The sequence below is a fragment of the Paractinoplanes hotanensis genome (genome assembly GCF_023717965.1).
Classification (GTDB): domain Bacteria; phylum Actinomycetota; class Actinomycetes; order Mycobacteriales; family Micromonosporaceae; genus Actinoplanes; species Actinoplanes polyasparticus.
Genome location: NZ_JAMQOL010000072.1, coordinates 64,404 through 78,059 on the forward strand (window position 1 = coordinate 64,404; position 13,656 = coordinate 78,059).

Annotated in this window: 2 protein-coding genes; both read right to left on the reverse strand. The window is 74.5% G+C overall.

The genetic code is table 11. From position 1 onward, the window contains the following. Positions 1–95: 95 nt before the first annotated feature. Positions 96–9,680: a type I polyketide synthase gene (locus LXN57_RS42265; RefSeq protein ID WP_251803934.1), complete on the reverse strand. Its 9,585-nt coding sequence runs from the start codon at positions 9,678–9,680 to the stop codon at positions 96–98. 43 nt (positions 9,681–9,723) lie between these two features. Then, a partial coding sequence (locus tag LXN57_RS42270) for a type I polyketide synthase (protein WP_251803935.1) occupies positions 9,724–13,656 on the reverse strand: 3,933 nt, incomplete at its 5' end.

Consider the following 13,656-nt stretch of genomic DNA (forward strand, 5'->3'; position numbering starts at 1 on the left):
TCGGTTTTCGGGGGCGCGAGGGATCGCCAGCTTCGACCGAAGGTAGGCGGCGGCACTCGGGGCGGCCTACCCCTAGGCCGCCCCTGCCAGGGGATTCAGACCCCGAGCTCGTCGATGAAGCGGAACACCTCGTCGGCGCTGGCCGATTCGAGGCGGTCGGCGGTGCTCTCCGGCGCCTTGTCGTCCGCGCGCAACCCATCGAGCAGGCCGCGCAGCCGCATCTCCACCCGCAGCCGCAGCGCGGTGTCGCCCGCGGTGGCGGTCAGGCCGGCTGCCAGCTGGTCGAGCGTGGACAGCACCGCCTCGGGCCCGCCCCCGGCGTCACCGGCCAGGCGGTCGAGCAGCAGCCGGGCCACCGCGTCCGGGGTCGGGTGGTCGAAGACCAGGGTGGCAGGCAGGGTAAGCCCGCTCGCCGCGCCGAGCCGGTTGCGCAGGTCGACCGCGGTCAGCGAGTCGAAGCCGATCTCCTTGAACGGCCGCCGGGCGTCGACCGCGTCGGCGCTGTCGTGGCCGAGCACGGCGGCCGCGTGCGCCCGCACCAGGCCGAGCACGATCGGCTCGTGCTCGTGCGGGGGCACCCCGGCCAGTTGCTGCCGCAGCGCGTCCCCGGCGTCGGCCGGGGGTGCCGCCTCGGCGATCTCGCGCGTCGCCCGCACCTCGGGCAGGTCGGCGATCAGCGGGCGGGGCCGGGCGAACGCGAAGGCCGGGGCGAACACCGGCCAGTCGACGTCGGCCACCGCGAGGAACGTGTCCCCCGCCCCAGCCGCCTGGCGCATCGCCATGATGGCGGCGGCCGGGTCCATGCCGCGGAAGCCACGCTTGCGCATGTAGTCCTCGCCACCGGCCGACTCGGCCATGCCGCCGCCGGCCCACAGGCCCCAGGCGACCGAGGTGACCGGCAGGCCACGCTCGCGGGCCTGCTCGGCCAGGGCGTCCAGGGCGGCGTTGGCGGCGCCGTACGTGCCCTGGCGGGCGCTGCCCCACACACCCGCGTTGGACGAGAAGAACACCACCTGCTCCAGGTGCTCGGGGTCGAGCAGGTCGAGAAGGTTCTGCGCGCCACGCACCTTGCCGGAACGCACGTCGGTCAGTTCCTCGGTCGTGGAGTCGGCGATCAGTTCGGGAGTCAGGGTTCCCGCCGCGTGTACGACCGAGGTGACCGGCTCGCCGAGGCCGGCCAGCAGGGCGGCGACCTGCTCGCGGTCGGCGGTGTCGCAGGCGGCGATCGTCACCCGGGCACCGCCGGCGGTCAGGTCGGTCCGCAGTTCGGCGGCGCCGGGCGCGGCGTCGCCGCGACGGCTGGTGAGCACGACGTGCTCGGCGCCGGATCCGGCCGCCCAGCGGGCCACGTGCGCGCCCAGAGCGCCGGTGCCCCCGGTGACCAGGACGGTGCCGCGCGGCTCCCACAGCGGACTGACCGGGTCGGCCGGGGCGGGCAGCAGGCGCCGGGCCAGCACGCCGGCCGAGCGCACGGCCACCTGGTCCTCGTCCTGGAGTCCCGCCAACACGGCAGCGGCCCGCCCGGCCGCGCGGGGGTCCAGCGTCGCCGGCAGGTCGAGCAGGCCACCCCAGGACTCCGGGTGTTCGAGGGCGAACGTGCGGCCCAGCGCCCAGATCTGAGCGACGGCGAGGCTGCTGGGCCGGTCGCCCGGGGCGGCCTGAATGCCCTCACGGGTGACGATCCACAGGGCTGTCCCGGTGCCGCCGAGCTCACGCATCAGCGACAAAGTGTCTTCGGGCGAGGCCAGCAGGGAGACAATCCCCGCGTACGTCCGGCCGGGCTCGAAGCTGGTGGCGTGCTCGACATCGGCGCCCGCCCCGATCAGCACCAGGGTCACCTCGCCGGGGTCGATGTCCGCGGGGTGCAGCACGAGCCAGGTGCCGGTCAGGCGGCCCGGTTCCGGCTCGGGCAGCGGGGTGAAGACGATCCGGAATCGCCAGGCGTCCAGCTCGGACCGTTCGCGGCCGGCGCGGTGCCAGCCGGCCAAGGCCGGCAGCACCGGGGTGAGCGCGCCGGGGTCGACCCCGAGGGTCTGGCTGAGCGTGGCCACGTCGGTCTTCTCGACCGCGTTCCAGAACTCCTCGTGCGGGTCGTCGCCGCGGGTCGCCGTGCCGGGCTCGTCGGCCAGCCAGTAGTGGCGGTGCTGGAACGCGTAGGTGGGCACGGACAGCTCGCGGCGGCGGCCGGTGAGCACGCTGGACCAATCCACGCCGATGCCGGCCACCCACGCCTCGGCCAGGGTGCGGACCTCGCGGGCTGGCCCGGCCTCGTCGCGACGCAGGGTTCCGGTGACCGCGACGGCATCCGGACCGGCGGCGGCGATGTCCTGGACGGCGGCGGTGAGCACCGGGTGCGGGCTGACCTCGACGAAGTGCCGGTAGCCGTCGGCCAGCAGCCGTTCGACGGCGGCGGCGAAGCGGACCGGCCGGCGCATGTTCTCGTACCAGTATCGGGCGCCGTCGCCCGGGACCGTGGGTTCGGCCAGCATCGTCGAGTAGAACGGCACCCGGCCCGCCTCGGCGCGCACCGGCGCGAGCAGGTCGAGCAACCGGTCGCGCAACACCTCGACCTGCACCGAGTGGCCGGCCGCGCTGGCCTTGATATGCCGGGCCCGTACGCCGTCGGTCTCGTAGTGGGCGGCGAGCGCGTCGAGCGTCTCGGACGGGCCGGTCACGATGACCGAGGCCGGTCCGTTGACGGCCGCGATCTCCACCCCGGCGTACGCGGTCTCGGCCAGCCGGGCGGCGACGGCGTCCTCGGCCGCGGCCACCGCGAGCATCGCGCCCGACCCGGCGATCGTCATCATCTCGATGCTGCGCAGCGCGACGATCCGGGCGGCGTCCTCGACGGTCAGCACCCCGGCGACGCAGGCCGCGGCGATCTCACCCTGGGAGTGCCCGACAACCGCGGCCGGCGTGACACCGTGCTCCTGCCACCAGGCGGCCAGCGACACCATGACGGCGAACAGCACCGGCTGCACGACGTCGAGCCGGTCGAGCGACGGCGTTCCCGCCTCCTGCCGGAGTACGGCCTCGACCGAGTAGTCCAGGTGCTCGCCGAGCGCGGTGTCGCACTCGCGCAGCCGGGCCGCGAAGGCCGGTGAGGTGTCGAGCAGGTCGGCCGCCATACCCGGCCACTGGCCGCCCTGCCCGGGGAAGACGAAGACGACTCCCCCGGCCGGCCCGGCCACGCCGGCCACGACATCGGCCGAGAGGCGACCGTCGGCCAGTGCGGTCAGCCCGTTCTCGTCGAGCACGACCGCGCGGTGGTTGAGCCGGGCCCGGCCGGCCAGGGTATGGGCGATGTCGACCGACGGTAGCCCGGGCCGGTCGCGCAGGAACGCGGTCAGGCGGCGCGCCTGGGCGGCGGGCACGGCGGCGGCGCGGCCGGAGAGCAGCAGCGGGACGACCGGAAGGTCCGGGTTCGGGGGCTCGGCAGCGGCGGGCGGAGCCTGTTCGAGGATGATGTGGGCGTTGGTGCCGCTGATCCCGAACGACGACACCGCCGCGCGGCGCTTCCGCGAGGCAGGCCAGTCGCGCGCTTCGGTGAGCAGTTCGACTGCGCCCGAGTTCCAGTCGATGTGCGGGGACGGGGCGTCGATGTGCAGGCTGCGCGGGAGCACGCCGTGGCCGAGCGCGAGAACCATCTTCATCAGCCCGGCGACGCCCGCGGCGGCCTGGGTGTGGCCGAGGTTCGACTTGATCGAGCCGAGCCAGAGCGGGTCGCCCATACGGTCCTGGCCGTAGGTGGCGAGCAGCGCCTGGGCCTCGATCGGGTCGCCCAGCGTGGTGCCGGTGCCGTGGGCCTCGACCGCGTCCACGTCCTGCGGCGTGAGGCCGGCGTCGGCCAGGGCGGCCCGGATGACCCGTTGCTGGGAAGGGCCGTTGGGAGCGGTCAGGCCGTTGGAGGCGCCGTCCTGGTTGACCGCGCTGCCCCGCACGACGGCCAGGATCGGGTGGCCGAGGCGCTGGGCGTCGGCGAGCCGCTCGACGAGCAGCACCCCGGCGCCCTCGGACCAGGTGGCGCCGTCGGCTGCGGCCGAGAACGGCTTGCAGCGCCCGTCGGCGGCGGTCGCGCCCTGGCGCGCCACCTCGACGAACGTGCTCGGGTTGGCCATCACCGAGACGCCGCCGGCCAGCGCCAGGTCGCATTCGCCGCGGCGCAGCGACTCGGCCGCCAGGTGCAGGGTGACCAGCGACGACGAGCACGCGGTGTCGATGGTCAGCGCCGGGCCTTCCAGGCCGAAGACGTACGCGACCCGGCCCGACACGACGCTGCCGGAGACCCCGGTGGCCCGGTAGCCCTCGACGCCCTCGGGCAGGGTGGTCAGCCCGGTGCCGTAGTCGTGGTACATCAGTCCCGCGAACACGCCGGTCCGGGAGCCCTTGATTCCCAGCGGATCCAGCCCGGCCCGTTCGAGAGCTTCCCAGCTGATCTCGAGCAGGATCCGCTGTTGCGGGTCCATGGCGAGGGCCTCGCGGGGTGAGATGCCGAACAGCCCGGCGTCGAACTCCCCGGCGTCGTACAGGAAACCACCCTGCTGGGTGTATCCGGTGCCGGTGAGGTCCCAGCCGCGGTCGGTCGGGAACCCGCCGATCGCGTCTACGCCGCCGTTCAACAGCTGCCAGAGGTCGTCCGGGGTGCGGACGCCACCCGGGAACCGGCAGCCCATGCCGACGATGGCGATCGGCTCGTCGGTGGAGGCCCTGACGGCCGGCGGGACGGCGGGGCTGTCGTCGCTGCCGAGCACCCGGTCGAGCAGGTGGCGGGCGATGGCGTGGGCGTTCGGGTAGTCGAAGGCGAGCGTGGCGGGCAGGGTCAGCCCGGTTGTGGCCTGCAGGCGGTTACGCAGCTCGACCGCGGTGAGCGAATCGAAGCCGAGCTCGCGCAGGGCGCGGTTCCCGTCGATCGCGCTACCCGAGGTGAAGCCGAGCACGGCAGCGACGGTGCTACGAACCAGTTCGACGGCGTGCTGCTCGCGCTCGGCCTCGGACAGCCCGGCCAGGAGGCGGGCGAACGAACCGGGGTCGCCGACCCGGGCGGCGCGGCGAGGGCCGGTACGCACCAGACCGGAGAGCACGGGTGGCAGCAGGCCGCCGGCGGCGGTCTCGCGCAGGGCGGACAGGCTCAGCGCGACCGGGACGGTGAGGGCCAGTCCGGAGCGCAGAGCGGTGTCGAACAGCGCGAGGCCCTGGGCCGGGTCGAGCGGCAGGACGCCGCCGCGGCGCAGACGCCGGCGGCCGGCGTCGGTGAGGTCGCCGGCCATGCCCTCGTCGGTGTCCCACAAGCCCCAGGCCATCGAGGTGGCCGGAACGCCCTCGGCCCGCAGGTGGGCGGCGAAGGCGTCGACGAACGTGTTGGCGGCGGCGTAGTTGGCCTGGCCCGCGTTGCCGAGCAGGCCCGCCGCCGACGAGAACAGCACGAACGCTTGGAGGTTGCTGGTCGCGGCGGCCAGGTTGCGGGCGGCGTCGACCTTCGCGCGGAAGACCGTCTCCAGCCGCTCGGGGGTCAGGTCGGCGAGGAGACCGTCGTCGAGAACACCCGCGGCGTGAATGACCGCGGTGATCTCCTTGCCGGCCAGCGCCGCGTCAACCGCTTCGGCATCGGACACATCGCAGGCGACGGAAGTGGCGCCCGCGATGTCGGAAGCGCCGCCCGTGCGCGAAAGCAGGAGCAGGTCCCGTACGCCGTGAGTCTCCACGAGGTGACGGGCGATCAGCCTGCCGAGCGTGCCAGTGGCCCCGGTGACCACGACGGTCCCGCCAGTCAGATCGGGAAGCTCGGCTTCCTCGGGCAGCTGGTGCCGGGCGATCCGGGGCACGAGGACGCGGTCGCCGCGCACCGCCGCCTGCGGGTGACCGGCCGGGATGCGGTCCGGGTCGGGGGTGTCGACGATGGTGATCCGGCCGGGGTGCTCGCTCTGCGCCGACCGGACGAGGCCCCACAGCGCGGCCTGGGCCAGGTGCGGCACGGTGTCGGCCGGGTCGACGGCAACCGCGCCGTCGGTGCGGACGACCAGCTGGGAGTGCTCACGCCCCGGGTCGGCCAGGAACGCCTGGAGCTCGCTCAGCAGGCGGGCGGCGGTGCTGTGGACAGTGCCGGTCTCGCCCGCGTAGTCCAGCACGACCAGGTCGGTGTCGGCCGGGTCGGCGGCTTCGACCTCGACCCAGTCCACTGTGTAGAGCGGCGGTTGAACCGTGGTGGCGGTGGTGATCGGGCGGACGGCGAGGGCGTCGATGTCGAGGACGGGCTGACCAGTCTCGTCGACGGCCCGCAGGCGTACGGTCTCGGTGCCCTCGGCGGCCGTCAGGCGGACGCGTAGGGATGCCGCGCCGACGGCGTGCAGGCGTACGCCGGAGAACACGAACGGCAGCCGGGCCGCGCCGTCCCCGGCGGGAACGAGCCCGCCCGCGGCCAGAGCGTGCAGGCAGGCGTCGAGCAGCGCCGGATGGATCCCGTATCCGTCCAGGCCGACCCCGGCGTCGAGCGCCACCTCGGCCAGGATCTCGCCGTCGCGCCGCCACGCCTGCCGCAAGCCCTGGAACGCCGGGCCGTAGGCGAGCCCGGTGTCGGCCAGCGCGGCGTACAGACTCTCGGCGTCGACGGGCTCGGCGTCGCGGGGCGGCCAGGGCAGCTCGATGTTCTCGGAGGACGTGCCGGGCCGCAACGTGCCGGTGGCGTGCGAGGTCCAGGGGTCGTCGCGGCCGGGCCTCGAGTGGATGGCCAGGGACCGGCCGGTGACGGTGACCCGCAGATCGAGCCCACCGCTCGCGGGCAGGGTCATCGGCGCCTGCAGCAGCAGTTCCCCCACGACCGGCGCGTCGACCTGCTCGCCCGCGGCCAGGGCCAGGTCGAGCAGCGCGGCCCCGGGCACGAGCACGTCACCGAGCACCTCGTGGTCGGTGAGCCAGGGCTGGGCGTGCCGGGCGACGTGGCCGGTGAACACGACGGTGTCCGTGTCGGGCAGGCGGACCGCGGCGGCCAGGACCGGGTGGCCGGTGCCGTCGAGCCCGGCCGCGGCCAGGTCCCCGGCGCCCGGGTGGGACGACAGCCAGAAGTGCTGCCGCTGGAACGGGTACGTGGGCAGGGCGGCGAGCCGGTGGCCGTCGGTGGGCCAGGCCGACCAGTTCACGGGCACACCGCGCACCCAGGCCTCGCCGAGCGCCCGGATCTGGGCGGCCGGGCCGTCCTCGCCGCGGCGCAGGGTGCCCCACACCCCGGCCCCGGCGGCGGTCTGCTCGACCGCGACGGTGAGCACGGGGTGCCCGGACACCTCGGCGAAGAGCCGGAAGCCGTCCTCGGCCAGGCGCTGCACGACGGGCGCGAACTGAACCTGGCGGCGCAGGTTCTGCCACCAGTAGGCGGCGTCCACGGGCTCGGTGACCTGCGCGCCGGTTGCGGTCGAGAACCACGGGACAGCCGGGACGGTGCCGCTCAGCCCGTCGAGCGCGGCGGCGATCGACTCGCGCACGGGCTCGACCTGGGGTGAGTGGGAGGCGTAGCCGACCTCGACCAGCCGGGCCCGCACGCCCTGCTCGTCGCACCACGGCACGAACTGCTCGACGGCGTCCCGCTCCCCCGACACCACGACCTGGGCCGGGGAGTTGACGGCCGCGACCACCAGGCCCGACCAGCGCGGGTCGGCCAGCCAGGTCTCGACGTCGGCGGCGGGAGCGCTGACCGATGCCATCCGGCCGGTGCCGTCGAGGTCGATGAGTGCCTGCGAACGAGCCGCCACGACGCGCGCGCCGTCCGCGACCGTCAGTGCGCCGGAGACGACGGCGGCCACGACTTCGCCCTGGGAGTGGCCGATGACGGCCGCCGGGCGTACGCCGTGGGACTCCCACCAGGCGGTGAGGGCGACGCCAACGGCCCACAGCACCGGCTGCACGACGTCCACCCGGGACAGCCAGTCGTCGTCGCCGCGCAGCACCTGCTCGACCGAGAAGCCGACCAGCGGGGTCAGCGCGGCGTCGCACTCGCGGAGCCGGTCGGCGAAGGCCGCGCTGCTGAGCAGGCCGGCCGTCATGTGCAGCCACTGGCCGCCCTGGCCGGGGTATACGAACACCACATCGGCGTTGCCGAGCGGTGATCCGGTGACCGGGGCGAGGCCGTCGGCCGCGGCGGCCAGGGTCTCGGCGTCCCAGGCGACCGCCCGGACGGGAAGGGCGCCGCGGGTGACGAGGGTGGCGCCTACGTCGGCCAGGGACGATCCGGTGGCGGTCAGATGGTCGCGGACGGTCGCGGCCACCGCCCGTACGCCCTCGGGGGTTGCTCCGGCCAGTGGCAATGGGACGACCGAGGCGGTTCCGGCGGCTGGGATCTCGGCGGCGGGGGCCTGTTCGAGGACGATGTGCGCGTTGGTGCCGCTGAACCCGAACGACGAGACCGCCGCCCGGCGCGGTGCGTCCCCGCTGTCCCACGGCTGTTCGGTGGTGAGCAGCTGCAGAGCGCCGGTCGACCAGTCGATGTGGCTTGAAGGCGCGTCCACGTGCAGTGTCTTGGGCAGCACGCCGCGGCGCATGGACTCGACCATCTTGATGACTCCGCCGACGCCGGCCGCGGCCTGGGTGTGGCCGAGGTTCGACTTCAGCGACCCCAGCTTCAGCGGGGTCGCGCGGTCCTTCCCGTACGCGGAAAGCAGTGCCTGGGCCTCGATCGGGTCGCCCAGCCGGGTGCCGGTGCCGTGCGCCTCGACGGCGTCGATCTGGGCCGGAGTGAGGCGGGCGTCGGCGAGGGCGTCCAGGATGACGCGTTGCTGGGACGGGCCGTTGGGTGCGGTCAGGCCGTTGGAGGCGCCGTCCTGGTTGACGGCGCTGCCGCGTACGACGGCGAGCACCTGATGACCGAGGCGGCGCGCGTCGGAGAGCCGTTCCACCAGCACGAGCCCCGCGCCCTCGGACCAGCCCGTGCCGTCGGCCGCCTCGGCGAACGGCTTGCAGCGGCCGTCGGCGGCGAGCCCGCCCTGCCGCGCGAACTCGACGAACGTGCTGGGGCCGGCCATCACGGTGACCCCGCCGGCCAGCGCCATCGCGCACTCGCCGCGGCGCAGCGACTGGACGGCCAGATGCAGCGCGACCAGTGACGACGAGCAGGCGGTGTCGATGGTCAGCGCCGGGCCTTCCAGACCGAACGCGTACGCGACCCGGCCCGAGACGACGCTGCCCGAGGTGCCGGTGGCGAGGTAGCCCTCGACGCCCTCGGGCAGCGAGGTCAGCTGCGACGCGTAGTCGTGGTACATGACGCCCGCGAAGACCCCGGTGCGCGAGCCCTTCACGCCGAGCGGGTCGATCCCGGCCCGCTCGAACGCCTCCCACGCGCATTCGAGCAGCAGCCGCTGCTGTGGGTCCATCACCAGCGCCTCGCGGGGCGAGATGCCGAACACGGCCGGGTCGAATGCGCCGGCCTCGTCGAGGAACCCGCCCCGCTGGGCGAAGTCGCCGTCGACGGGCCCCCAACCGCGGTCGGCAGGGAAGCCGGTGATGGCGTCCCGACCGGCGGCGACCAGCTCCCACAGCTGCTCGGGAGTGTGCGCACCACCCGGGTAACGGCAGGCCAGGCCGACGATGGCGATCGGCTCGGCCGCCTTCTCCTGGACGTCGACGAGGTCGCGACGGGCCTGCCGGAGGTCGGTGGTGGCCCGCTTGAGGTAGTCGCGGAGCTTCTCTTCGGTGTCCATGTGTCGCCTACTCCAGGGCTGGGCGGGGTCGGTTCGGGGCGGATCAGGTCGGGCCGAGTTCGTTGTCGAGCAGGCTGAACAACTCGTCGTCGTCGGCGTCGGCGATGTCGTGGTCGCCCGCGGTGGTCTCGGCCGCCGGAGCAGTCCAATCGGCGAGCAGAGCTCGCAACCGCAGGACGGCCGAGGTGCGGGCTGCCTCGCTCGGGGCGCCCGCCGCTTCGAGGCGGGCCAGCTCGGCCAGCAGCGCCGCGTCCTCCGTGGCCGCTGCCGGCGCCAGCTGTTCGCGCAGGGCCTCGGCCAGGGCGAGGGGGGTCGGGTGGTCGAAGATCAGCGTCGGGGCCAGGCGCCGGCCGACGTCGGCGGCCAGCCGGTTGCGAAACTCCACGGCGGTCAGGGAGTCGAAGCCGAGTTCGCCGAACGCGCGGGTGTCGCCGATACCGTCCAGCCCCAGGTCGCCCAGGACGGCGGCGATGTGGGCGCGGATCAGGCCGAGCAGGGTGCGGGTCTGCTCGGGCGCGGTGAGCGCGCTCAGCTGGCGGGACAGCGCCTGCTCGCGGCCGTTTGTCTTCTTCTTCACGGGACCACGCCGGGCCGGGCCGAGGATCGCCGGGACGACCAGGGCGGCGCCGGTGGTGAGGGCGGCGTCGAAAAGGTCGAGGGCTGTCCGCGTGGCCAGGGGTTCGACGCCGCCCAGGCGCAGGCGGTCGCGGTCGGCGTCGGTGAGGGCGCCGCCCATTCCGGCCTCCCACAGGCCCCACGCGAGCGAGGTGGCCGGGATCCCCTGGTGGCGAAGGCGAGCGGCGTACGCGTCGAGGAACGTGTTCGCCGCCGCGTAGTTGCCCTGGCCCGCGTTGCCGAGCACACCGGCGACCGACGAGAACAGCACGAACGCGGCGAGCGGCTTGTCCGTCGTCGCGGCGGCGAGGTTCACCGCGGCGTCGACCTTGGCTCGCAGCACCGCCTCGAACCGGTCGACGGTCAAGGAGGTGAGCATCGCGTCGTCGGTGATGCCGGCCGCGTGGATGACGGCGCTGACCGGCAGCGGCTCGAGCAGCCGTCGGACCGCGTCGGCGTCGGCGAGGTCGCACGCCTCCAAGCGGGCCTCGACGCCGGCCAGGCTCCGCAGGAGTTCCGCCGCACCGGGCGCTTCGGCGCCGCGGCGGCTGATCAGCAGCAGGTTCTTCACGCCGTGCGTCTCGACGAGGTGGCGGGCCAGTTCCGAGCCGAGCGCGCCGGTCGCGCCGGTCACGACGACCGTGCCGTCCCCGAATCCGGCCGGCTCCCCCGGGCGGGCCGGGACGAGACGCGGGACAAGCAGCTTGCCGTCGCGGATCGCAGCCTGCGGAAGGCCGGCCTCGACCACCCCGGGCACGAGGGCGTGACCCGAGTCGCTGCGGTCGGCGTCGATCAGTGTGAAGCGGCCCGGATTCTCGGTCTGGGCCGAGCGGACCAGGCCCCACAGGGCGGCGTGGGGCAGGCCGTCGACCGCGTCGTGCGGGCCGGCGGCGACGGCGCCGGAGGTCAGCACGACCAGGTGCGCGTCGGACCACGCGGGATCGGCGACGAAGGCCTGCAGCGTCGAGAGGGTGTCGGCCAGGGCTTCGCGGACGGTGGTCGGGTCGGTCGCGTCGAGCAGCAGAACCGGCGCCGGTTGCGGAAGGGGTTGGCCCAGCGGCAACAGGTGCCACCCGACCGCCTCGGCGCCGTCGACGCTGGTGGGCGTCCACTCGACGGTGTGCAGGTTGGTCGTCTCGGCGGCCACCGGGCGCAGGGCGATCCGGTCGACCGACGCCACGGGTAGGCCGGTGTCGTCGGCCGCCGTCAGCCGTACGCCGCTCGGGCCGTTCGCAGTGAGGCGGACCAACAGCGAGGTGGCGCCGGGGCTGAGCAGGCGGACGCCCTCGAACGCGAACGGTAGCTGGATGGTGTCGCCGGTGAGCAGGCCGCCGGCGGCGATCGCGTGCAAGGCGGCGTCGAACAGGGCCGGGTGCAGCGCGAAGCCGGCCGGCGGGTCGGGCACCTCGACGTCGGCGTACACGTTGTCGCCGTCCCGCCACGCGCGGCGCAGCCCTTGGAAGGCCGGGCCGTAGTCCAGGCCCGCAGCGGCCATCGCCGGGTAGAAACCGGCGAGGTCGAGCTCCTCGGCGCCGGCCGGGACGGTCACGGCCGTCGCGGTGCCCTCCTCTCCGGTCAGCGTGCCGGTGGCGTGCTCGGTCCAGGCTTCGCCCTGCCGCGAGTGGATCGCGACCGCGCCACGGCCGGTGTCGACGGTGAGGCGCAGCTGCACGGTCTCGCCGTCGGGCACCACCAGGGGCGCGTGCAGAAGGAGTTCGTCCACCGCGGAATCGCTTGCTGTAGCGGCCATCTCGGCCAGCGCGGCGCCGGGGACGACCACACGGCCGTGCACGCGGTGGTCGCTGATCCACGGGTGGGTGGCGGCCGAGATCGAGCCGGTGTGCAGCACGAGCCCGGCCCCGGGGACCTCGGCCGACGCGGCCAGGATGGGGTGGCTGGTGCCGGTCAGACCCAGGCCGGTGACGTCGCCGCCGGCGCCGGTGCGGGCCCGCGGCCAGAAACGGCGGCGCTGGAACGGATACGTGGGCGCGCCGGCGTTCGAACGGCCGAGGACGGCCGCCCAGTCGACGTGCTGACCGCGTACCCAGAGGTCGGCGACCGCGGCAAGCAGGGTGGTGGGCTCGTCGCGGTCGCGGCGCAGGGCGGCCACGGCGTCGGGGATCAACGTGGCCAGCACGGTGTCGGGGCCCAGCTCGAGGACTCGGTCGGCGTCGAGCTGGACGTCAGCCCAGCGGACCGTGTCGCGGACGTGCCGGACCCAGTACCCGGGATCCGTCCAGTCGGCCTGGACCGGCATCGTGGGCTCGTGGAACGTCAGGGTCTCCACAACGGCGCGGAAGTCGTCCAGCATCGGATCCATCAGCCGCGAGTGGAACGCGTGGCTCGTCCGCAGCCTCGTCGTCTTCCAGGCGCTCTTGGCAACGGCGGCGATCTGGTCCTCGGTCCCCGCCACCACAACGGCGTTCGGGCCGTTGACCGCGGCGATGTCCAAATCGGGGAAGGCGGTGTGGATATCCGTTTCGGCGGCGCGCACCGCGAGCATGGCACCCCCGGACGGCAACGCCTGCATGAGCCGCGCGCGGGCCGAGATCAGCTGGGCGGCGTCCTTCAGGGTCAGGACCCCGGCGGCGTACGCGGCGGCGACCTCACCGATCGAATGGCCCGCCACGACATCCGGTGTCAGGCCCCAGGCCCGTACGAGTTCGAGCAGTGCCACCTCGACGGCGAAGATGGCCGGCTGGGCCCAGCCGGTCTGGTCAGCGTCGAGGTCCGGCAGGTCGAGCTCGGCCCGGACGGCGTCGTACGCCGCGGCGTAGGCCGGGAACCGCTGGTACAGGCCGCGGCCCATCTCGGCCCGCTGCGAGCCCTGGCCGGTGAAGACAATGGCCAAGCGGCCTTCCGTGGCCACGCCCCGCACGGTGTGGCCGTCCGGGAGGAGGACCGCGCGGTGGGACAGCTGAGCCCGAGCGGTGAGAGCAGCCGGGTCCTGGTAGTCGTCGCGGCGGTCGAGCATCGTCTGCAGGGCGTCGCCGTCCGCGGCCGACAGGACGATCGGGCCGTCGGCCGGGTCCGCCGCCGGCGTGAACGGCGTCGCTTCGAGGATGACGTGGGCGTTGGTGCCGCTGATGCCGAACGACGACACCGCGGCGCGCCGCTTGTCGGTGCCGGGCCAGTCCCGCGCCTCGGTGAGCAGCTCGACGGATCCGGCTTCCCAGTCCACGTGGCTGCTCGGGGCGTCGACGTGGAGCGTCTTCGGCAGCACACCGTGCCGCATCGCTTGCACCATCTTGATGACACCAGCGACACCCGCGGCGGCCTGAGTATGGCCCAGGTTCGACTTCACCGATCCCAGCCACAACGGCGTCTCCCGCTCCTGCCCGTACGTGGCCAGCAGCGCCTG

Excerpts from the sequence above, each read along its gene's own strand:
- LXN57_RS42265 (WP_251803934.1), bottom strand. The coding sequence starts at position 9,680 with ATGGACACCGAAGAGAAGCTCCGCGACTACCTCAAGCGGGCCACCACC.